Source organism: Achromobacter sp. HNDS-1 (genome assembly GCF_040084795.1).
Lineage (GTDB): Bacteria > Pseudomonadota > Gammaproteobacteria > Burkholderiales > Burkholderiaceae_B > Achromobacter > Achromobacter ruhlandii.
In genome coordinates this window covers 4,357,797-4,379,166 of sequence record NZ_CP157584.1, presented here as the reverse complement: position 1 = coordinate 4,379,166, position 21,370 = coordinate 4,357,797, and the positions used below count along the sequence as shown (strand labels likewise).

22 protein-coding genes and 1 pseudogene are annotated in these 21,370 nt (G+C 64.8%); 10 read left to right on the top strand and 13 right to left on the bottom strand.

What is annotated here, in order from left to right; translation table 11 throughout:
• Positions 1 to 5: 5 nt before the first annotated feature.
• The 4 genes from kdpE (at position 6) to dapA (ending at position 3,121) form a co-directional block, all read left to right on the top strand.
• Complete coding sequence (kdpE, locus tag ABFG95_RS20315) at positions 6 to 698, top strand: two-component system response regulator KdpE (protein WP_348994864.1); 693 nt, start codon at positions 6 to 8, stop codon at positions 696 to 698.
• Positions 699 to 991: 293 nt separating this feature from the next.
• Positions 992 to 1,753 (top strand): TorF family putative porin, encoded by a 762-nt coding sequence (locus tag ABFG95_RS20310; RefSeq protein ID WP_100502873.1) that lies wholly within the window; start codon positions 992 to 994, stop codon positions 1,751 to 1,753.
• Positions 1,754 to 1,972: 219 nt separating this feature from the next.
• Positions 1,973 to 2,218: a hypothetical protein gene (locus tag ABFG95_RS20305; protein ID WP_278990089.1), complete on the top strand. Its 246-nt coding sequence runs from the start codon at positions 1,973 to 1,975 to the stop codon at positions 2,216 to 2,218.
• A 3-nt stretch (positions 2,219 to 2,221) separates the two neighbouring features.
• Complete coding sequence (gene dapA, locus ABFG95_RS20300) at positions 2,222 to 3,121, top strand: 4-hydroxy-tetrahydrodipicolinate synthase (RefSeq protein ID WP_049071763.1); 900 nt, start codon at positions 2,222 to 2,224, stop codon at positions 3,119 to 3,121.
• Here the strand turns inward: dapA and ABFG95_RS20295 are convergent.
• Positions 3,099 to 4,643, bottom strand: a complete 1,545-nt coding sequence (locus ABFG95_RS20295; RefSeq protein WP_348994863.1) for a methyl-accepting chemotaxis protein — start codon at positions 4,641 to 4,643, stop codon at positions 3,099 to 3,101. The genes dapA and ABFG95_RS20295 overlap by 23 nt on opposite strands.
• A gap of 126 nt (positions 4,644 to 4,769) precedes the next feature.
• Here ABFG95_RS20295 and ABFG95_RS20290 point away from each other — a divergent pair, with 126 nt between their 5' ends.
• A complete protein-coding gene (locus ABFG95_RS20290) occupies positions 4,770 to 4,892 on the top strand; it encodes a hypothetical protein (RefSeq protein WP_302478776.1) in 123 nt (40 codons plus the stop codon).
• Here ABFG95_RS20290 and ABFG95_RS20285 read toward each other — a convergent pair.
• The 3 genes and pseudogenes from ABFG95_RS20285 to icd all read right to left on the bottom strand — a co-directional run.
• Positions 4,889 to 5,569, bottom strand: a pseudogene (locus ABFG95_RS20285) (O-antigen ligase family protein); the annotation flags it as partial. The gene ABFG95_RS20290 and the pseudogene ABFG95_RS20285 sit on opposite strands and share 4 nt — an antisense overlap.
• A 188-nt stretch (positions 5,570 to 5,757) precedes the next feature.
• Entirely contained in the window at positions 5,758 to 6,000 is a 243-nt protein-coding gene (locus ABFG95_RS20280; RefSeq protein ID WP_278990083.1) for a hypothetical protein, read from the bottom strand.
• A gap of 287 nt (positions 6,001 to 6,287) precedes the next feature.
• Positions 6,288 to 7,544 carry an NADP-dependent isocitrate dehydrogenase gene (gene icd, locus ABFG95_RS20275; RefSeq protein WP_049071757.1) on the bottom strand — a complete coding sequence of 419 codons (1,257 nt, stop codon included), beginning with the start codon at positions 7,542 to 7,544 and terminating at the stop codon, positions 6,288 to 6,290.
• A gap of 205 nt (positions 7,545 to 7,749) precedes the next feature.
• On the opposite strand from icd, the gene ABFG95_RS20270 reads away from it, so the two are divergent.
• A complete protein-coding gene (locus tag ABFG95_RS20270; RefSeq protein WP_049071755.1) occupies positions 7,750 to 8,175 on the top strand; it encodes a DUF1841 family protein in 426 nt (141 codons plus the stop codon).
• Positions 8,176 to 8,250: 75 nt separating this feature from the next.
• Here ABFG95_RS20270 and ABFG95_RS20265 read toward each other — a convergent pair whose 3' ends face one another.
• Together ABFG95_RS20265 and ABFG95_RS20260 are read right to left on the bottom strand one after the other, a co-directional pair.
• The gene (locus ABFG95_RS20265) at positions 8,251 to 8,613 is read right to left on the bottom strand and encodes a cytochrome c (RefSeq protein WP_049071754.1); all 363 of its coding nucleotides are present in this window, start codon (positions 8,611 to 8,613) and stop codon (positions 8,251 to 8,253) included.
• A 14-nt stretch (positions 8,614 to 8,627) separates the two neighbouring features.
• Complete coding sequence (locus ABFG95_RS20260; protein WP_049071752.1) at positions 8,628 to 8,978, bottom strand: cytochrome c; 351 nt, start codon at positions 8,976 to 8,978, stop codon at positions 8,628 to 8,630.
• Positions 8,979 to 9,156: 178 nt separating this feature from the next.
• Between ABFG95_RS20260 and ABFG95_RS20255 the strand changes: the two genes are divergently transcribed.
• Positions 9,157 to 10,038, top strand: coding sequence for a MoxR family ATPase (locus tag ABFG95_RS20255; protein WP_049071749.1), 882 nt, complete (start codon positions 9,157 to 9,159; stop codon positions 10,036 to 10,038).
• A gap of 19 nt (positions 10,039 to 10,057) precedes the next feature.
• A complete protein-coding gene (locus ABFG95_RS20250) occupies positions 10,058 to 11,230 on the top strand; it encodes a VWA domain-containing protein (protein WP_175144729.1) in 1,173 nt (390 codons plus the stop codon).
• 66 nt (positions 11,231 to 11,296) lie between these two features.
• On the opposite strand, the gene ABFG95_RS20245 is transcribed toward ABFG95_RS20250, so the two are convergent.
• From ABFG95_RS20245 to ABFG95_RS20235, 3 genes are all read right to left on the bottom strand, one after another.
• Positions 11,297 to 11,854 (bottom strand): GNAT family N-acetyltransferase, encoded by a 558-nt coding sequence (locus ABFG95_RS20245; protein WP_278990580.1) that lies wholly within the window; start codon positions 11,852 to 11,854, stop codon positions 11,297 to 11,299.
• Positions 11,855 to 11,946: 92 nt separating this feature from the next.
• The gene (locus tag ABFG95_RS20240) at positions 11,947 to 12,327 is read right to left on the bottom strand and encodes a hypothetical protein (RefSeq protein WP_054419942.1); all 381 of its coding nucleotides are present in this window, start codon (positions 12,325 to 12,327) and stop codon (positions 11,947 to 11,949) included.
• Between the two features lie 293 nt (positions 12,328 to 12,620).
• Entirely contained in the window at positions 12,621 to 13,220 is a 600-nt protein-coding gene (locus ABFG95_RS20235) for a GNAT family N-acetyltransferase (protein ID WP_054501734.1), read from the bottom strand.
• 111 nt (positions 13,221 to 13,331) lie between these two features.
• On the opposite strand from ABFG95_RS20235, the gene ABFG95_RS20230 reads away from it, so the two are divergent.
• Together ABFG95_RS20230 and ABFG95_RS20225 are read left to right on the top strand one after the other, a co-directional pair.
• Positions 13,332 to 16,085 carry a pitrilysin family protein gene (locus ABFG95_RS20230; RefSeq protein ID WP_059269427.1) on the top strand — a complete coding sequence of 918 codons (2,754 nt, stop codon included), beginning with the start codon at positions 13,332 to 13,334 and terminating at the stop codon, positions 16,083 to 16,085.
• Between the two features lie 285 nt (positions 16,086 to 16,370).
• Positions 16,371 to 16,760, top strand: coding sequence for a DUF4148 domain-containing protein (locus ABFG95_RS20225; RefSeq protein ID WP_006389048.1), 390 nt, complete (start codon positions 16,371 to 16,373; stop codon positions 16,758 to 16,760).
• A 358-nt stretch (positions 16,761 to 17,118) separates the two neighbouring features.
• Here the strand turns inward: ABFG95_RS20225 and dnaJ are convergent, their stop codons facing one another.
• The 4 genes from dnaJ to grpE all read right to left on the bottom strand — a co-directional run bounded on the left by dnaJ (position 17,119) and on the right by grpE (position 21,342).
• Positions 17,119 to 18,249, bottom strand: coding sequence for a molecular chaperone DnaJ (dnaJ, locus tag ABFG95_RS20220; RefSeq protein WP_059269426.1), 1,131 nt, complete (start codon positions 18,247 to 18,249; stop codon positions 17,119 to 17,121).
• A 109-nt stretch (positions 18,250 to 18,358) separates the two neighbouring features.
• Positions 18,359 to 20,284 carry a molecular chaperone DnaK gene (gene dnaK / locus ABFG95_RS20215; protein ID WP_049071730.1) on the bottom strand — a complete coding sequence of 642 codons (1,926 nt, stop codon included), beginning with the start codon at positions 20,282 to 20,284 and terminating at the stop codon, positions 18,359 to 18,361.
• An 81-nt stretch (positions 20,285 to 20,365) separates the two neighbouring features.
• Positions 20,366 to 20,770: a thioredoxin family protein gene (locus ABFG95_RS20210; RefSeq protein ID WP_049071728.1), complete on the bottom strand. Its 405-nt coding sequence runs from the start codon at positions 20,768 to 20,770 to the stop codon at positions 20,366 to 20,368.
• 14 nt (positions 20,771 to 20,784) lie between these two features.
• Positions 20,785 to 21,342 (bottom strand): nucleotide exchange factor GrpE, encoded by a 558-nt coding sequence (gene grpE / locus ABFG95_RS20205; RefSeq protein WP_049071727.1) that lies wholly within the window; start codon positions 21,340 to 21,342, stop codon positions 20,785 to 20,787.
• Between the last annotated feature and the right edge of the window lie 28 nt (positions 21,343 to 21,370).

Here is a 21,370-nt window from a genome sequence, read left to right as displayed (position 1 = left end):
ACCGCATGTTCGACTTTCAACCTACTGTCCTGATCATCGAGGACGACGCCAATATCCGCCGCTTCGTGCGCCAGGCCCTGGAGAGCGAAGGCTGCGCCGTGTTCGAAGCCGACACCGTCAAGCGTGGCCTGATCGAGGCCGGCACCCGCCAGCCCGACGTCGTGGTGCTGGACCTGGGCCTGCCGGACGAGGACGGCATGACCCTGATCCGCGAACTGCGCGGCTGGACCGAAGTACCGGTGCTGGTGCTGTCGGCGCGCACCGCCGAGGCCGACAAGGTGGCGGCGCTGGACGCCGGCGCCGACGACTACCTGACCAAGCCATTCGGCGTCAGCGAACTGCTGGCGCGGCTGCGCGTGCTGCTGCGGCGCCATGCCCGCGGTGGCGCCGGCAGCGCCGCCGAGATCAGCTTCGGCGAGGTGCGCGTGGACTTCGCCAAGCGCGTGGTCGAGCGCGGCGGCCAGCACGTGCACCTGACCGCCATGGAATACCGCCTGCTGGCCGCGCTGCTGGCCCATCGTGGCAAGGTCATGACCCACCGCGAACTGCTGCGCGAGGTCTGGGGCCCGTCGCACGTGGAAAGCAACCACTACCTGCGGATCTACATGGGCCACCTGCGGCAAAAGCTCGAGGCCGATCCGGCGCAACCGGTCTACCTGCTGACCGAGATCGGCGTGGGCTACCGCTTCGCGGGCTGACGTCTCGCGCCGCGCGCAGGCGCTGAGCCAGGCGGAGCGATGGGTTGTATTGACCGGCGTCGTATTGGCCAGCGTTGTATTGCCTTGCGTTGTATCGCCCAGCGCTGCGCTGCATTGCCGTGCGTTGTACTGCCTTGCGTGGTACTGCCTTGCGTGGTACTGCCGTGCGGCCTCCGGGCAGGCACGACAAACCGCGCTATTGACGCGCCCTTTACGCGGATCGCGCCACTCTTGTCTCGCCGTTTATGCCGCTTCTCCTATTGTGGCGATCCCGTCCAACACAGGAGAATTCCATGTCCCGCAACACCCTGGCCGCGCTCGCGCTGTTCGCCCTTGCCGCCCCCGTGCACGCCGCCGATGCGCCCACCGCCGGTGAGCCGGCCCCCGAGTACTCGCTGACCGCCAACGTCACCCTGGCCAGCCAGTACCGCTACCGCGGCCTGATGCAGACCAACAACCAGCCCGCGATCCAGGGCGGCTTCGATTTCACGCACGCCAGCGGCCTGTACCTGGGCAACTGGAACTCCAGCATCAGCTGGCTCAACGACAGCAACAGCAAGGTCTCGGCGCCGGTGGAAATGGACTTCTACGGCGGCTACAAGGGCAACCTGGCGCCGAACGTGCCGTTCGACCTGGGCGTGCTGCAGTACTACTACCCCGGCGACTACCCGTCGGGCTACACCAGCCCCGACACCACCGAGCTGTATGCCGGCCTGGGCTACGGCCCGGTCCTGTTCAAGTACTCGATCGCGATGACCAACCTGTTCGGCTTCGCCGACAGCAAGTACAGCCAGTACTTCGACCTGAGCGGCAATTTCGACACCGGGGTCTGGGGCCTGACGCTCAACGCCCATGTCGGCCGCCAGACGGTCCGCAATCTCGCCGACGGCGCCTATACCGACTGGAAACTGGGTTTGACCAAGGACTTCGGCCAAGGCCTGGCAGTCTCGATCGCCTATATCGACACCAACGCCGACCGCGCCGTCTACACCAACAGCCGCGGCCGCTACATGGGCCGCGCCACCGGCCTGTTGTCGCTGACCAAGACCTTCTGAAACGCCCGGGCGTTGACGCGCTTTTTACGCGTCGCGCCCGCATTTATCGGCAGGTTTTACGGCCCGCTTTCTATAGTGGAATCGTCATCAACCAACCGGATACGCGCGAGCCCGCCCTCACGGCTGCGCCCCCCGACCGCCATGATTCCCCGCCAAGAACGTAGCACGCACGCCTCGTTTGAACGTCCCGCTCCGGCCCATGCGCCGCAACCCGCGCAGATGGTTTCCCTGACCGTCAGGATCGACACGCTGGACGCCTTGAAGGTCCGGCTGGCCCTGCACCGCGAACTGGGCGAACGGATCGGCGTATACGTGCTGTCGGTGGATCACGCCCATGGCCAGAGCATCCTGCAGCTGCATTGCGACCGCAACCAGGTCGACGCCCTGATGCACGCGGTGATGTCCGGCCTGCCCCAGGCCGAATTCGGCCCGCTGCGCCCCGCGGCCGCCATCACGGTGCAATAAGCCATGGATACCCCGCTCACTCCCGCTTTCGAAGGCCTCTGGCTGCCGATGGTCACGCCGATGCGCGGCGGCTACGTCGATTGCGAAGCCGCCCAGGCGCTGGCGCGCTACTACCGCAACGCGGGCATCGCCGGCCTGGTGCTGTTCGGTTCCACTGGCGAAGGCAACCTGCTCTCCATCCCCGAGAAGATCGAGATGATCGAGGCCATCCGCCGTGATCCGCACGCCCTGCCGCTGGTGTTCGGCGCGGGCGGCGTCGACACGCGCGGCGTGGCAGCCGCCATCCGCCGCCTGGACAAGTACGCGCCCGCGGGCTATCTGGTACCGCCGCCGTACTACCTGGGCCCGTCGCAACAGGGCATCCTGTGGCACTACCGGCAGATCGCCTGGGCCACCGAGCGCCCCATCATCCTCTACAACATCCCCAAGCGGACCGGCGTCACCATGACGGTCGAAACCATGGAATCGTTGGCGCTGCTGCCCAACTTCCGCGCCGTCAAGGAATGCAATCCCCCGGTGTTGATGGCGCTTAACGCGCGCGGCCACCTGGCGGCGCTCTGCGGCGAGGACATGGCGCTGCTCGACCATTTCCTGGCCGGCGGCCTCGGCGCCATTCCCGCGGCCGCGCACCTGTTTCCGGAACGCTTCGTCGAAGTCATGCAGCTGGCGCGCGATGGCCACGCCGAAGCCGCGCGCGAACTGTTCGAGCCCCTGCGCGGCCTGATCCGCCTGCTGTTCGCCGAACCCAACCCGGCGCCAATCAAGCGCGCGCTGGCGCTGCAAGGCCTGATCGCCGACGAGCTGCGCCTGCCCATGACCAGCGCCAGCCGCGAGCTGACCCCGCGCCTGCAACGGGCCATGAGCGTGGTGCAGGGATCACCTAATAGGCTGCAGACAGCTTGAACACGGCCACCGCGCGCGCCAGGTCGTCGGCCTGATCGTGCAGTGTGGACGCCGACGCCGCGAACTCCTCGACCAGCGCGGCGTTCTGCTGTGTCACGCCGTCCAGGTGTGTCACCGCCTGATTGATCTGCTCGATGCCGACACTCTGCTCGGCCGACGCGGTGGCGATCTCGCCCATCAGCGGCGCGCTGGTCGCCGCCGATTGCAGCACGCTGCCCATAGTGGCGCTGGCCTGCTCCACACGCTGGCTGCCGCGTTGGACCGAACCCGACGAGGCCTCGATCAGCGTCTTGATCTCCTTGGCCGCGGTGGCCGAACGCTGCGCCAGCGCCCGTACCTCGCCCGCCACCACCGCAAACCCGCGCCCCTGCTCGCCGGCGCGCGCCGCTTCCACGGCGGCATTGAGTGCCAGGATATTGGTCTGGAAGGCGATCTCATCGATCAGGCGAATGATCTCGTCGATCCGTTGCGAACTGCGCGATATCTCGCGCATCGCGTCGATCGCATGCTGGGTCTCTTCGCTGCCCTGGCGCGCCAGTTGCGCCGACTCGCCCGCCAGCGCACTCACTTCACGCACGTGATCGGCGCTCTGCTTGGCGGTGGCGGTGATCTGCTCGACACTGGCCGCGGTCTGCTCCAGCGCGGCTGCCTGCTTCTCGGTACGATCGTGCAGGTCCATGCTGCCCGCTGCGATTTGGCGCGAAGCCGCCGCGATCGAACCGGTGGCGTGCACGATGCTGCGCACCGCCACGTCCAGACGCTCCTGCATCGTTGCCATGGCGCCGAACAGCCGGCCGATCTCGCCCCGATGGTGGCGCGCGATGACGCTGGACAGGTCCCCTTGCGCCACCCGTTCACAGACCGCCACGGCCTCGTCCAAGGGACCGATGATGTGCGAACGGAAGAATCGCAACGCCACCGCCAGCAGCGCCGCGAGCAGCAGCACCGTCACGCCGCCCTGGCGCCACAGCGTGGCGCTGAAGGCCGCATCGACGTCGTCCACGTACAGCCCGGTGAACATCAGCCAGCCCCATTCCGCGTCGTAGACGGCATAGCTGATCTTGGGCAGGGACTCCTCCGCGCCCGGCCGCGGAAACCGGTACTCGACGAAGCCGCCGCCCTCTCTGCCGCGCTCGTGCAGATTCTCGAAGATGGGCAATCCGCCGCTATCCTTGACCGCGCGCACGTTGGTCCCCAAAAGCTTGGCATCGGGATGCACCAGCAGCGCATAGCCATCGTCGAACACGCCGACGTAGCCGTCCGCGCCGTAGCGCAGTTGCGCCAGCCGCTGCGCCACATTGCGCTTGGCCTGCTCGGCCGACAGCCCCTCGTCGATGGCGCGCTGCTTGCCGTTGCGCACAATGCCGGCGGCCAGGTCCAGCACGTGGCGCAGTTCCGTCTTGCGCCCATCCAGCATCTCGGTCCGCCGCTCCCAGGCATCCCAGCCTCCCAGCGCCAGCACCGCGACCCCGATAGCCAGCACAAACCACAGCAGCTCCCTGCGCAAACTTGAATTCTTCATAGGCCCCCTCTTTCCCGATATCCTTCCGCGCCCGCAACCAAAGACGGCGAAATGTGACGATTTATCTTTGCGTCCGATCAGAATACGAGGGAGCGGCAGGGTTTTCACCGACGAGGCCAAGCCGACTTGATCTACGTCAAACCCTTCAAGCTTTTGCCGCGCAACGTGCGCGCAAAAAAAAAGCAAGGCCATGCAGGCCTTGCTTTTCATAACGCCATGCCGCTTGCAAAAGCGGCCGCGGGCCACTAGCTTCGCGCTGCCAGGCGCTGTTGCGCCAGCCCGGTGCGAGCCGACGTCAACGCATACAGCACCACCACCGTCAACGCGTATATCGGCACGCTGCGCATGTTGCGAAACATCATTTCCGACATGCTGAAGACGAAATAGCCCAGGCAGAACAGCAGGCCGATCTGCGATCCGACATGCACCACCGGATCGTCGCTGGCGGAACGGCGCCAGAAGATGGCGGCGGGGATCAGGTACAGCGCGAGGATGCTGAGCAGACCCAGCAGGCCATAACCCGACAGCGCGCCCAACATGTCGTTATGGGGCTCGCCATAGCCGACCGCGACTTCCTCGGTAACCACGCCTTGCTGCTGCAATTTCACCAATTCAGCGCGGAAATTGGGCACCCCCACGCCAACCAGGGGACTTTCCTTGAACATCAGCCAGGATGCTTTCCACAGCTGAATGCGAATTCCCACGGAGGTATCCCGGTCGTGCTGCTCATAACGGTTCAGGTCCGACACCACCTTCTGCCAGCGGCTGTCCTTCGCGTACCAGGACACGGCGGCCACGATCGCCATCGCCACCATCAACCCGCCCAGGAAAACCAGCTTGGTACGCCGCGTCCACTGACGCTTGGTTAGCAAATACACCAACCCGAAGACGACCAGCAACGCCCAACTGCTGCGTGTCTGCGATACCCACAACGCAAGATGCCCAATACCAGACTCATTCCCTATGAACCAACCACATTCATGAATGAACGCGGCAACATCCGCCAGCGAGGGTGACTGCTGGATGGCCAGGCCCGCGTCGGTCAGGCAGGTCCAATCGGGACGTTCGTGTGGCGCCAGGATGAAGACCGGCTCGTATCCCTGGCGTTGCAGCCTCAGACCCAGCTCGACGAAATGCCGCGGCGCCCAGCGACGGGGGGACGCAAGCCGATGTCGGTGCCCGGAAGCGCCAAACCCAAAGCATCGCAGCAATAATCACTGATCTGGTTCAGCTTGACGAAACCTTGCCCGGTAATGACCACGTGCGCGTCGTAATAAAAATAGGATCGCGCATGGTCATGCAAAGCATAGGGCCACCCCACGTGCATCTGCGCGGAGCAATCGTAATCCGCCAGCACGGCCGAAACCTGCCCCCGCGGCAGCGATGGTCGAATGTCAAGACCAGGCAACCAGGAGCGCACGCAGGTTGTAGGCAAAATCGCCGAAAACGGTTACCTAGCGCCCATGCGCCACTAGGTTGTGCACCGTTGCCATCATCAGCAATGCGTCACCAGCGGGGGCGCCATCAACATTGCGATCCGCTTGGCGTTCCAGATTACCGAGATCGGCAGAGAATTTCACCAAAAAAAACCGCAAACCTTACGGAATGCGGTTCTTTGAAAAAAACGGACCAATCTGATTCCGATTACATATTTTCAATCATGACCTGGCCGAAGCCCGAGCATGACACCTGCGTCGCGCCTTCGAGCAGGCGGGCAAAGTCATACGTCACCTTCTTGGACAGGATCGACTTCTCCATGCTGGAGATGATCAGGTCGGCGGCCTCGGTCCAGCCCATGTGGCGCAGCATCATCTCGGCCGACAGGATTTCCGAACCCGGATTCACGTAGTCCTTGCCCGCGTACTTCGGCGCCGTGCCATGGGTGGCCTCGAACATGGCCACCGAGTCCGACAGGTTGGCGCCCGGGGCGATGCCAATGCCGCCAACTTGCGCGGCCAGCGCATCGGAGATGTAGTCGCCATTCAGGTTCAATGTGGCGATCACGTCGTATTCCGCCGGACGCAGCAGGATCTGCTGCAGGAAGGCGTCGGCGATGACGTCCTTGACGATGATCTCGCGGCCGGTCTTGGGATTCTTGAATTTGCACCACGGCCCGCCGTCGATCAGTTGCGCGCCGAACTCCTTCTGCAACAGCGCATAGCCCCAATCGCGGAAGCCGCCTTCCGTGAACTTCATGATGTTGCCCTTGTGCACCAGCGTCAGCGAGGTACGGTCGTTGTCGATGACGTATTGCGCCGCCTTGCGCACCAGGCGCTCGGTGCCTTCGCGCGACACCGGCTTGATGCCGATGGACGAGGTGTTGGGGAAACGGATCTTCTTGACCCCGAGCTTGGTCTGCAGGAACTGGATCAGTTCCTTGGCCTGCTCGCTCTCGGCCATGTATTCGATACCCGCGTAGATGTCTTCCGAGTTCTCGCGGAAGATCACCATGTTGGTCTTTTCGGGCTCGCGCACCGGCGAGGGCACGCCCTTGAAATAGGCCACCGGGCGCAGGCAGACGTACAGATCCAGCTGTTGACGCAGCGCCACGTTCAGCGACCGGATGCCGCCGCCGACCGGGGTGGTCAGCGGGCCCTTGATCGACACCACGTAATCCTTGACGACCTCCAGGGTCTCGTCGGGCAGCCACACGTCCGGACCGTAGACCTTGGTGGCCTTCTCGCCGGCATAGACTTCCATCCAGTGGATCTTGCGCTTGCCGCCGTAGGCCTTTTGCACCGCGGCATCGACGACCTTGATCATCACGGGGGTGATGTCCGCGCCCGTGCCGTCGCCCTCGATATAGGGCACGATGGGCTGATCGGGCACGTTCAGCGAGAAATCAGCGTTGACCGTGATCTTCTGGCCCCCAGCGGGCACCTTGATATGTTGATAGGACATGAATGCTCCATTTGCTCCGGGTGGTTTTTCTGCACGCGCGCCGCATCGGCCGGCGTGAGCGCCGCGGGCCGCGTGGCCCCGGCGAAACGCGCACTGGATAGCGGATAGCAACCAATTCTATATCGCATTGGGGCCGCCGGGCGGGCGCGGCGCCGGCGGGCGGTAAAATAAAGCCCTCTCCAGCCCGCATGGCCCCCGTCTGACAATGTTCAACCCATCCCGCGACCAGGTTCGCGAATTCTTCATCGAAACCTGGCGCAAGCACCGCGCCAACGAGGTCCTGACCCCACTGGAGGCCATGGCCCTGGACTGGGTCATCGAGCATCCGGAATACCATGGCGACCTCGAAAACCCCGAGGCCATGACCACCGAATACGCGGTGGAAAAGGGTCGCACCAATCCGTTCCTGCACCTGTCGATGCACCTGGCCATCGCCGAGCAGTTGTCCATCGATCACCCGCCGGGCATCCGCAACGCGTACCAGCGCCTGGTGGCGCGCAGCGACGCGCACCAGGCCGCGCACGAGATCATGGAATGCCTGGGACGGGTGGTATGGGAAGCCCAGCGCCTGGGCACGCCGCTGGACAGCGACACCTACATCGACCTGATCCGCCAGCGCGCCGAACGATAGCCGGCCGCGCGACGCGAGCGCCCAAGGAAAAACCCTCGGCGAACCGAGGGTTTTTTGCATGCGGGGCAAACAGCGCTATTTGCGCACGCCCAGGTCGCTGGGCAACGATGCCAGCCAGGCCGCGACGTTGCTGATGTCCTGGTCCGACAATTGGGTGGCGAAAGCGCCCATGATGGGGTTCTTGCGCACGTTGGCCGTGGCCGCGCTGCCCGAGGCGCCGCGGCGGTAAGCCTTGAGCGCATGTACCAGATAGTCGGCGTGCTGGCCGGCCAGCGTCGGGTAGGCCGGATCGACCGCCGTCTTGGCGTCGGCGCCATGGCACGACGCGCAGTTGAATTTCTCGAAGACAGCCTTGCCGGCCATCAGGTCCTGGGCCTGGGCAGCCGCGCCCGAAATGGCCAACGTCGCGCCCGCGAGGGCAAGCATGATGCGGTTCATGTGATTGCCCCCTGTCATTTCAGATTCGAGTAGTACGCGGCCAGATCGGCAATGTCCTGATCGGACAGGCTGCCGGCGATGGCGTCCATCGTGGGATGGCTGCGCGCGCCTTTCTTGTACTCGTTGAGGGCGGTTTCGATGTATTTGGCGTTCTGGCCGGCAATCATCGGGACGTGGTAAAGCTCGGGAAAGGTCGCCTTGTAGCCTTCGATGCCGTGGCAACCGATGCACATGGAGACCTTGTCGCGGGCATTCTGGACGTTGCCGACCGGCGCCGCGTCCGCGGCGGCCGCCTGGCCGGCGATCGCACAGGAGGCCAGGGTCAGCAGGGAAACCGTGTACTTCAGAGAGAATCGCAACTTCATTGGGATGGCTCTTCTTGGTATGGCTTGAGGACTAGGGCCTGCTCACACGGAAAGGCCCCCGGCAAACACGTTGCGGGTCGAACCCAGCTGCAAAACCGCCTGATTGTACGATAATTGTCTAGGATTAATACCCGAAAATGGCCTTGATCCCCATCAACCCCGAGAAGTCCGCCGATCCATGTCCGCTGCCCAGACCGCTCCTTCCGCACCGCAAACACGCTTCGATGGCACCGACCGATACGTCGCCACCGATGACCTCAAGCTCGCCGTCAACGCCGCGCTGACACTGCAGCGCCCGCTGCTGATCAAGGGCGAACCCGGCACCGGCAAGACTATGCTGGCCGAGGAAGTGGCGCGCGCGCTGGGCCGTCCCTTGCTGCAATGGCACATCAAGTCCACCACCAAGGCGCATCAGGGTCTTTACGAATACGACGCGGTGTCGCGCCTGCGCGACTCGCAGCTCGGCGACGAAAAGGTCCGCGACATCCGCAACTACATCGTGCAGGGCACGCTGTGGCAGGCCTTCGACGCCGAGCAGCCGGTGGTGCTGCTGATCGACGAAATCGACAAGGCCGACATCGAATTCCCCAACGACCTGCTGCGCGAACTCGACCGCATGGAATTCCATGTGTACGAAACGCGCCAGACCATCGCCGCGCGCCACCGGCCGCTGGTCATCATCACCTCCAACAACGAGAAGGACCTGCCCGACGCCTTCCTGCGCCGCTGCTTCTTCCACTACATCCGTTTCCCCGACCGCGAGACCATGCGCGACATCGTCGCGGTGCATTTCCCCGAACTCAAGCAGGACGTGCTGCGCGCGGCGCTCGACACCTTCTTCAGCCTGCGCGACGCGCCCGGCCTGAAGAAAAAGCCGTCGACCTCCGAACTGCTGGACTGGCTGCGCCTGCTGCTGGCCGAGGACGTCAGCGCGGCGCAGATCGACGCGCACACCGCCACGGCGGTGCCGCTGATGGCTGGCGCCCTGCTCAAGAACGAGCAGGACGTGCACCTGCTGGAACGGCTCGCCGCCATGACCCGCGGCGCCCAGCGCCGCTGACGCCCTCCTCGCGGCCATCATGCTGATCGACTTCTTCTACCACCTGCGGGCACACAAGCTGCCAGTCTCGGTGCAGGAATACCTGACGCTGGTGGACGCGCTGCGCCAGGACGTCATGACGCCAACGCTGGACGACTTCTACTTCCTGGCGCGCACCGCGCTGGTCAAGGACGAATCGCTCTACGACCGCTACGACAAGGCCTTTGGCGCCTACTACAAGGGCATCGAGGCCGCGCTGCCGGCCGGCAAGGACATCCCGCTGGACTGGCTCATCAAGCAGTTCGAGAAGAGCCTGTCGCCGGAAGAAAAGGCCGCCATCGAGAAGCACGGCTGGGACAAGCTGATGGCGCTCTTCAAGGAACGCCTGGAAGAGCAGAAGGAACGCCACGCCGGCGGCAGCAAGTGGATCGGCACCGGCGGCACCTCGCCCTTCGGCAACGGCGGCTACCACCCAGAAGGCATCCGCGTCGGCGGCCAGTCGGCCGGCAACCGCAGCGCGGTCAAGGTCTGGGACATGCGCCAGTTCAAGGACTACGACGATCAGGTCGAGCTGGGCACGCGCAATTTCAAGGTCGCGCTGCGCCGCCTGCGGCGTTTCGCGCGCGAAGGCGCCGAACTCGAACTGGACCTGGACGACACCATCGCCAGCACCGCGCGCAATGCCGGCCACCTGGACCTGCGCATGGTCCCTGAGCGCCACAACACTGTCAAGGTGCTGATGCTGCTGGACGTCGGCGGCAGCATGGACGACCACATCGGCCGCGTCGAGGAGCTGTTCTCCGCGGCCCGCAGCGAGTTCCGCAATCTCGAGGTCTACTACTTCCACAACTGCCCGTACGAAAGCCTGTGGCAAAGCAACCGCCGGCGCCAGAACGAACGTTTCGACACCTGGGACGTGCTGCGCAAGTACAACCCCGACTGGCGCCTGATCATCGTCGGCGACGCCACCATGAGCCCCTACGAGATCCTGCAACCGGGCGGCTCGGTCGAGCACTACAACAAGGAACCCGGCGCACAGTGGATGCGCCGGCTGCTGGATGCCTGGCCCAAGTCCGTGTGGCTTAATCCCGAGCCCACCGCGTCGTGGCAGTACCGCCAGTCGATCGCGCTGATGCGCGACATCATGCAGGACCGCATGTACCCCGTGACGGTCGCCGGACTGGAACAGGCGATGCGGGTGCTGTCGAAGTAGTGCGACGGCTACGCAGCAAGACGCGGTCCCGGCGACGCGCTCAGCCGTTCACCGGCTGCGCCGGCCTCAGCCGTCCACCGGCTGCGCCGGGGTATCCAGGGTCAACTGGTAGAACGCCAGGTCGAGCCAGCGGCCGAACTTGAAGCCAGCCTCGCGGATGGTGCCGGCATGCACGAATCCCAGCTTCTCATGCAGCTTGATGCTGCCCTGGTTGGCCGCGTCGATGCCGCCGATCATCAGGTGCACCTGGTTGGCGCGGGCGCGTTCGATCAACACGCGCATCAGCGCCTCGCCCAAGCCCCGCCCGCGGAAGCGGCCGTCGACATACACGGAATGCTCGACCGAATACTTGTAGGCCGGCCAGGCGCGGAACGTGCCGTAGCTGGCGAACGCCATCAGCTCGCCCGCCGCGTTCTCGAACCCCACCACGGGAAAGCCTCCGCCGGCCTTGGCCTGGAACCAGCCCAGCATCGCCTCGCGCGGACGCGGCTTGTAGTCATACAGCGCGGTCGAGGTGGCAATGGCCTCGTTGAAGATGGCCAGGATCTGGTCGGCATGGCGTTCGTGCGTGCAGTCGACCAGGATGGCGCCGTCCGGGGCGCGGTTATCAGCGTGGGAAGTCATGCGTCGGATTGTAGCGAGCCGCCCCGATCACAAGATAAAAAAAACCGGCGATCTCGCCGGTTCAGTGAGGGGACTGCCGCTTCTGGCCACTCTCAGGCGGCGCGGCTCTCCACAGATCGGTTGGCAGTGTCGGCCATGCTGCGCATCCCGGGACACTGGCGCCAGGACAATTCGTCCGCATCCATGTCCAGGTCGAACAGGTCATTGGCCGCGGGCCACGGATGCTGGCGCGCCTCGGCGCCCTCCATCTCGAGCACGTGCCCGGCGAAGCCTCGCGGCGACCCTCCGCACTCGGCGAAATAGCGCTGCGTGCTCAGGTCCACCACGTAGGTGGTCATGTCATGGGTCAGTATGGCCACGAATTGGCCGTCATCACTGGCATAAGCGTACTGAAACTGCCCTTTGATGCGGTCGCCGCTCATGGGGCTGCCGGTCAATTGGGACAAGGCACGCGTGACGATCTCGGTCAGCATGGGTCGTTCCTCCGAAAGATGCGCCGGCAGGATGCCGGCGGCGAAGGCGCGAACAACAAGCACCGTCGTCGCCCGCGGGGCGGGGGCGCGCGTTCCGGCATGCTGCCGATGCGGCCCGGCGGGGCGGCGGCTGGCGTTGGACGGGAAACCTGTAGACGGCTGTCGCGCATCCCGTCGACAACAGCAACTACGTGCTGCAAAGCTTACACCCGCGCCCGCTTCGATCTCAAATCGGCCGCGCCACGCCAGGATATTGCATCGCAACATCCTGGCATGACGAGGCCTGCCGACGCTTATGCAGCGGCAAACGGCTCCCTGCCTGCGCCTGCGTCACCATTTTTTTGCGCATTCCAGGCTTCTCGCGCCAGCCGGTACAGCACATGCGTCTTCAAGGGATGGCCGTCCGGCACCGCCGGATGCTCGAAGCGCTGTGCATCTTCGCGCATGCCCAGGCGCCGCATCACCGCGCGCGATGGCTCGTTTTCCGGCACCGTGAACGCCACGATCTCGGGCACCCCAACCTGCTCGAACCCCACCCGCAACGCCGCCTGTGCGGCTTCGCTGGCATAGCCCCTGCCCCAGTAGGGCGCCGCCAGGCGCCAGCCGATTTCCACGCCGGGCGCGAACGGCAGCGTCGGCGCCAGCGCCTTGATGCCGACGAACCCGATGAACGGCGCGACGCCCGGCGCCTCGACGGCCCAGAAGCCCCAGCCGTATTCATCGATGCCGGCGGCCAGCCGGTCGGCCAGCGCGTCGCTTTCCGGCGCGGTCAGCGGCAACAGGTAACGCGTCACGCGCGCATCGGTATTCATGGCCGCGAACGGCTTGCGGTCGGCCGCCAGCCACTGCCGCAGCACCAGGCGGGGAGTCTCAATTTCAAGGGATAGCGACATGCGCGTTTTTTCCAGACGGAACGACAGGCCGGCGCGCCAGGGGCGGGCCCCTGAACCATTCACACCGTATACACTCCAACGGATTCTGCCATGCCAAAGGAATAGTCCGCCATGCGCCTGTCCATATCGAAGCTGCCGCGCCCGCTGGGCGCGCTGCTGTTCTCATCCTTCCTGGCCTTCCAGGCCGGAGCCGCCAGCCTGCCGGCCGGCGTCACGGAGGCCGCCTCGATTGAAGGCATCACCGAATACCGACTCAGCAACGGCCTGCGCGTCCTGCTGGTTCCCGACGAATCCAAGCCCTCGACCACGGTCAACATGACCTATCTGGTCGGCTCGCGCAACGAGAACTACGGCCAGACCGGCATGGCCCACCTGCTCGAACACATGCTGTTCAAGGGCACCTCCACCACCCGCAACGCCATGGGCGAATTCTCGCGCCGCGGCCTGCAGGCCAACGGCTCGACCTCCAGCGACCGCACCAACTATTTCGCCAGCTTCGCCGCCAATCCCGACACCCTCAAGTGGTATCTGGGCTGGCAAGCCGACGCCATGGTCAATTCCCTGATCGCCAAGGAAGACCTCGATTCCGAAATGACGGTGGTGCGCAACGAGATGGAAAGCGGCGAGAACAGCCCTTTCCGCATCCTCATGCAGAAGATGCAGGCGGCCGCGTTCCAGTGGCACAGCTACGGCAAGAACACCATCGGCGCCCGCTCCGACGTCGAAAACGTCGACATCGGCCAGTTGCGCGCCTTCTATCATGAGTACTACCAGCCCGATAACGCGGTGCTGATCGTGGCCGGCAAGTTCGATCCGCAGGCCACGCTGGCCGACATCGAGGCCACGCTGGGCAAGCTGCCCAAGCCCGAGCGCAAGCTGCCGCCGGAATACACCGTCGAGCCGGCCCAGGACGGCGAACGCGCCGTCACGTTGCGCCGCACCGGCGGCACGCCGCTGGTCGCCGCGATGTACCACATCCCGGCCGCCGGCAGCCCCGACTTCGTGCCGTTCGACCTGGCCACCACCATCCTGGCCGATACGCCGTCGGGCCGCCTCTACCACGCGCTGGTGCCGACCAAGCTGGCCTCGGGCGTGTTCGGCTTCACCATGGAAAACCTGGATCCGGGCCTGGCCATGTTCGCCGCCCAACTGACCCCGGGCAAGAACCAGGATGCCGCCATGAAGGCGCTGACCGGCACGCTGGAAGATCTCGGCAAGAAGCCCTTCACCCAGCAGGAACTGGACCGCGCGCGCAGCAAATGGCTGACCTCCTGGGAGCAAACCTACAGCGATCCCGAACAGGTCGGCGTGGCGCTCTCCGAGGCCATCGCCGCCGGCGACTGGCGCCTGTTCTTCCTGCAGCGCGACCGCGCCCGCAAGGCCACGCTGGCCGAGGTGCAGCAGGCCGCCACCACCTACCTGGTGCAAAGCAACCGCATCGAAGGCCGCTACATCCCGACCGACAAACCGGTGCGCGCGCCGCAGACCCAGCGCGTCGATCTGACGGCGGTGTTCAAGGACTACAAGGGCGATCCCGACTTCAAGGCCGCGTCCGCCTTCGATCCCACCCCGCAGAACATCGACCGCCTGACCCAGCGCAAGACGCTCGACCTGCCCAACGGACCGGTGCAACTGGCGCTGCTGCCCAAGGCCACGCGCGGCAACCGCGTGCAGGCGCAGATGCTGATCCAGTTCGGCAACGAGAAAGACCTGCTCGGCCAGCGCGTGAATTCCAGCGCCGTGGCCGACCTGCTGACGCGCGGCACCGCCAAGCTGTCGCGCCAGGACATCCAGGACCGCCTCGACAAGCTGCAGGCCGAACTCGGCTTCAGCGGTGGCGGCACCACGCTCAAGATCGCCATGTCGACCAAGCGCGAGAACCTGCCCGAACTGACCCGCCTGGCGCTGGACATCGTGCGCAACGCCAACTTCCCCAAGGAACAGCTCGAGGAATACCAGCGCCAGCTCGAAACCTCTATCCAGAACGCCATGACCGAACCGCAGGCCCTGGCCGGACGCGCCCTGGCCCGCCAGGACAATCCGTGGCCCGCCGATGACCTGCGTTACGTGCCGACGTTCGAGGAATCGCTGGCCGGCATCCGCGCGCTGAACCGCGATGCGCTGGTCAAGTTCCACGCCAAGTTCTATGGCGCCGGCAAGATCGAATATTCGGCCGTGGGCGATTTCGAGCCCGAAGCCGTCGAAAAGGCCGTCAAGGACGGCTTGGCCGGCTGGAAGCGCGCCCCCGCCTACACCCGTGTCGGCAATCCGTACCGCGACATCCCCGCCAAGCAGTTCGATATCGAGACCCCGGACAAGGCCAACGCGTTCTACATCTCGCGCATGCCCCTGAAGTTGCAGGACAGCGACGCCGACTATCCGGCGCTGTACCTGGCCAACTACCTGTTCGGCGCCTCGGAAACCTCGCGCCTGTGGAACCGCGTGCGTGAGACTGAAGGCCTGTCCTACAACGTGCGCAGCTCGCTGTCGGTCTCGTCGTTCGAGCCCAGCGCCAGCTGGACCATGTACGCCATCTACGCGCCGCAGAACCGCGAGCGCCTGGAAAAGGCCATCGGCGAGGAACTGGCCCGCGTGCTCAAGGACGGCTTCAGCGACAAGGAAATTTCCGACGGTATCACCGCGCTGCTGAACTACCGCAACCTGGCCCGCGCCCAGGATGACGTGCTGGCCGGCACCTGGCTCGACTACCTGCAGCGCGGCCGCACCTTCGAATGGTCAGCCGAGATGGACAAGAAGATCAGCGCGCTCACGCCCGACACGGTCAACGCCGCCTTGCGCAAGTACCTGCGCCCCGACGGCTTCAGCACCGCGGTCGCCGGCGACTTCAAGAAAAAGACGCCCTGACGCTACGTCTTCCTGGCACCCCAGCCCCTGCCCAGGCAGGGGCTTTTTTTTGCCGCCAAGCGCATCTCGCACCCATCATGGGGACGGAGCAACCGCATAACCATGCCATAGACGGGGAAATTTCTTATCCAAATATTTATTACCCATCCATATGGAAAGATGTTTTCAGGATATACGGGTTTATCCCAGGTGGGATGACGCGCACAATTCAGTCATCGGGAACAAACAACGAACCACGACGGAGGGCCGCCGGATTCGGCCCCGTCTACAACATTGGAGGTCATTATGAAAACCCTGACGACTACCCTACTGATTTCCCTAGCCCTGGCTGGCGCCGGCGCACAAGCCGCCGGTGTCGAGCAAGCCAAGTCGAGCGCCCAGGTGGCGACCGAACTGCAACAGGCCAAGGTCAGCGGCCAATACACCTTTGGCGAACTGGATTACCCGCCCGCCCTGCCCCAGGCCACCAGCCTGAGCTCGCAGGAAGTGCAGGCCCAGCTGCAACAAGCCAAGACCAGCGGCGAATACACCTTCGGCGAACTGCAGTACCCGCCGGTCGTGGCAGCACCCGCCGCCGGCAAGAGCCGCGCCGAAGTCCAGCAGGAACTTGCCCAGGCCAAGGCCAGCGGCCAATACACGTTCGGCGAGCTCGAATACCCGCCGATCACCCGGTGAGCTGCTTGCTGTAGCCCGACCGGCCTCGGACGGCATCATGGTTCGGGGTCGGTATTTTCCGGCAACGGCGGCAGAACTGTAGCAGTGGAAGTAGCAGGACCTGTAGTAGCAGTACGAAGTCTGTTTTGGAAGAGGCAGCAACTGTAGTTAGCAAGACCCGTAGTTAGCAGCACCCGTAGTCAGCAGTACGAAGTCTGAAGCAAGAAGTAGCAGTACCCGTAGTGAAACCGCGGCGCAAGCCGCGGTTTTTTTCGCCCCGACGTCGTGCCGCCTGCCACAATGAAAGCGGCCCAGGGTCCGGATACCTCCAGACCCTGGGCCGTGGTCCGCCGCAATGGCGGGAGTCAGTTCAGCCGATTCAGCTGAAGAATTCCTTGACGCGGTCGGTCCAGGACTTGCTTTGCGGCGAGTGGCGGTCGCCCCCGTCGTTCAGCGAGGCCTCGAACTGGCGCAGGATGTTCTTCTGGTCATCGCTCAGGCGCACCGGCGTCTCGACCACCACGTGGCAGTACAGGTCGCCCGGATAGCTGCCGCGCACGCCGCGGATGCCCTTGCCGCGCAGGCGGAAGGTCTTGCCGGACTGCGTGCCTTCGGGAATCGAGATCTCGGCCTTGCCGCCCAGGGTCGGCACCTGCAGTTCGCCGCCCAGCGCCGCCGTGGTGAACGGGATGGTCAGCTCGCAGTGCAGGTCGTCGCCGTCGCGCTGGAAGATCTTGTGCTGCTTGATGTGGATTTCCACATACAGATCGCCCGGAGGGCCGCCGTTGATGCCCGGCTCGCCATTGCCGCTGGAGCGGATGCGCATGCCGTCGTCGATGCCGGCCGGAATCTTGACCTGCAGGGTCTTGTTGCGGCGGATGCGGCCGACGCCATCGCAGGCTGTGCACGGATCGGTGATTTCCTTGCCGTTGCCATGGCAGGTCGGGCAGGTCTGCTGCACGCTGAAGAAACCCTGCTGCATGCGCACCGCGCCGGAGCCGCCGCAAGTGCGGCAGGTCTTGGGCGAGGTGCCGGGCTTGGCGCCGGAACCGTGGCAGGTGTCGCAGTTTTCCCAACTGGGCACGCGGATCTCGGTGTCGAAGCCGGCCGCGGCCTGCTCCAGCGTGATCTCCAGCGCGTACTTCAAGTCGGCGCCGCGATACACCTGCGGACCGCCGCCGCGACGGCCACCGCCGCCACCGCCAAAGATCTCGCCGAAGATATCGCCAAAGGCGTCGGCGAACCCGCCGCCCATGCCGCCACCGCCCATGCCCGCGGCGTTGGGATCGACGCCCGCGTGACCATAGCGGTCGTACGCGGCGCGCTTCTGTTCATCGCCCAGGACCTCGTAGGCTTCCTTGGCTTCCTTGAACTTCTCTTCGGCTTCCTTGCTGTCCGGATTGCGGTCCGGATGGTATTTCATGGCCAGCTTTCGATAGGCCTTCTTGAGTTCGTCGTCCGAAGCGTTTTTCGCCACGCCCAGGACGTCGTAATAGTCGCGTTTTGCCATGATCGGTGGGCTCGGGGGAGAGCCTTCTTTTCAGTGCTACAGAATGAGTTCGCCCGGTAGGCGGATTTCTCCGGCTACCGGGCGGCAGAGGCAGGTCAGCGCCCGGCCATTATTGGTCGCGCTTGACTTCCTTGAAGTCGGCGTCGACGACGTTGTCGTCCACCGGCTTCGCGTTGTCGGCGGCCTGCTGCTGGCCGGCCGCTTGCTGCGCCTGCATGTCGGCGTACATCTTTTCGCCGAGCTTCTGCGAGGCGGTCGACAGGGCTTCGACCTTGGCGTCGATGGCGGCCTTGTCGCCGTCCTTCAGCGTGTCTTCCAGCGCCTTGATGGCCGCCTCGATGCTTTCCTTCTCGGACGCCTCGAGCTTGTCGCCGTATTCGGTCAGCGACTTGCGGGTGGCGTGCACCAGCGCATCGGCCTGGTTGCGGGCCTGGGCCAGCTCGGCGACGCGGTGATCTTCCTCGGCGTTGGCCTCGGCATCCTTGACCATGCGCTGGATCTCGTCTTCCGACAGACCCGAGTTGGCCTTGATGGTGATCTTGTTTTCCTTGCCAGTGCCCTTGTCCTTGGCCGACACGTGCAGGATGCCGTTGGCATCGATGTCGAACGTGACTTCGATCTGCGGCATGCCGCGCGGCGACGGCGGGATCCCTTCGAGGTTGAACTCGCCCAGGGCCTTGTTGCCCGCGGCGATTTCGCGCTCGCCCTGGAACACCTTGATCGTCACGGCCGGCTGGTTGTCATCAGCGGTCGAGAAGGTCTGCGAGAACCGGGTCGGGATGGTCGTGTTCTTCTGGATCATCTTGGTCATCACGCCGCCCAGGGTTTCAATACCCAGGGACAGGGGGGTGACGTCCAGCAGCAGCACATCCTTGCGGTCGCCCGACAGCACGGAACCCTGGATGGCGGCGCCAGCGGCGACGGCTTCGTCGGGGTTCACGTCCTTGCGCGGATCCTTGCCGAAGAATTCCTTCACCTTTTCCTGGACCTTGGGCATGCGGGTCATGCCGCCGACCAGGATCACGTCGTCGATGTCGGAAACCTTCACGCCGGCGTCCTTGATGGCCACGCGGCAGGGTTCGATGGTGCGTTCGATCAGTTCCTCGACCAGCGCTTCCAGCTTGGCGCGCGTGATCTTCAGGTTCAGGTGCTTCGGACCCGAGGCGTCGGCCGTGATGTACGGCAGGTTGATCTCGGTCTGCTGAGCCGACGACAGTTCGATCTTGGCCTTTTCGGCGGCTTCCTTCAGGCGCTGCAGGGCCAGCACGTCCTTGGACAGATCGACGCCCTGTTCCTTCTTGAACTCGCCGATGATGTAGTCGATGATGCGCTGGTCGAAGTCCTCGCCGCCCAGGAAGGTGTCGCCGTTGGTCGACAGCACTTCGAACTGCTTTTCGCCATCGACGTCGGCGATTTCGATGATGGACACGTCGAACGTGCCGCCGCCCAGGTCATAGACGGCGATCTTGCGGTCGCCCTTTTCGGTCTTGTCCAGGCCGAAGGCCAGCGCGGCCGCGGTCGGCTCGTTGATGATGCGCTTGACTTCCAGGCCGGCGATGCGGCCGGCGTCCTTGGTGGCCTGGCGCTGGCTGTCGTTGAAGTACGCCGGCACCGTGATGACGGCTTCGGTGACTTCTTCGCCCAGGTAGTCCTCGGCGGTCTTTTTCATCTTGCGCAGCACGTCGGCCGACACTTGGGGAGGCGCCATCTTCTTGCCGCGCACTTCCACCCAGGCGTCGCCGTTGTCGGCCTTGACGATGGCGTAGGGCATCAGGTTGATGTCCTTCTGCACCGCCTTTTCCTCGAACTTGCGGCCGATCAGGCGCTTCACCGCGTACAGGGTGTTCTTGGGGTTGGTCACTGCCTGGCGCTTGGCGGGCGCGCCCACCAGGGTCTCGCCGTCGTCCATGTAGGCGACGATCGAGGGGGTGGTGCGGGCGCCTTCGGCGTTTTCGATGATCTTGACCTGACCGCCGTCCATGACAGCCACGCAGCTGTTGGTCGTGCCCAGGTCGATGCCAATAATTTTGCTCATGGTGGGGTTACCTTGGATAGATCTATGAAATTGGAGAGAAATTTCCTGTCCCCACATAACTGGGGCTGCCCGCAGGGTTTTTCAAGACGCCTGGCTGGAATTTTCCGCCGGCGTTTCCTGCAGGCGCCGGATGGCCGCCGTGAACTGGGGCAATCCGGGCCAACCGGTGATGCGGCCGAGCCGCTTTCCGGCCCGGTAAAGCACAAAAGTGGGGACGCCATGCAGGGAAAAGCGGCGGCCCAGGGGTTCATCGGCGTAGACATCGGCCTCGAACCAGCTCAGGTCCAGGCCCAGCAGGGTGTCCTGGTGCAGCAATGCCGCCTGCTTGAAAAGATTGCAGTTATAGCAATCCTGGCCCCACAGGAACACGCAGCGCAGGTCCGATCCCGGGGCCTGGACCACGGCGGCGTCGAATCCCGCGGTATCGACATGACGCATGCCGAACACCGCGAAAACCTGGGCCGGGTCGAACCTGGGATCGGTCATGGTGCGCGGTCCGGTCAGCCTTGGCCGGCGGACACCACCACCAGGGCCGGACGCAGGGTGCGGTCGGCGATGGCGTAGCCCTTCTGCAGCAGCTGCACCACGGTGTTGGCGGGCTGCTCGGCCGGAATCGAAGAAATGGCCTGGTGCAGGTGCGGATCGAACTTGTCGCCCTGGACCGGCGCGATTTCCTTGAGCATGTTGCGCTCGAAGGCGGCCGCGAGCTGCTTGAGCGTGACCTCGACGCCTTCGCGCAGCGTGTCCACGGTCTGGTCGGCCTGGGCCAGCGCGGCCTCCAGGCTGTCCTTGACCGGCACAAGGCTTTCCGCGAACGACTCGATGCCGAACTTGCGTGCCTTGGACACTTCTTCCTGGGCACGGCGGCGCACGTTCTCGGCCTCGGCGCGGATGCGCAGAAGCTGGTCCTGCTGCTCATTGACGGTAGCCTGGGCCGCGTCCAGCTGGGCGCGCAACTCGTTCAGCTCGGCCTGCGCGGCGTCCTGGGCGGCGGGGGCCGCATCGGCGTCGTCGCCGAATCCGGGCGTCTGATCTACAGGCTCGTTGGGTGCCGTCATGGGGAATCCTCCAAAAAGAATGGCTTTC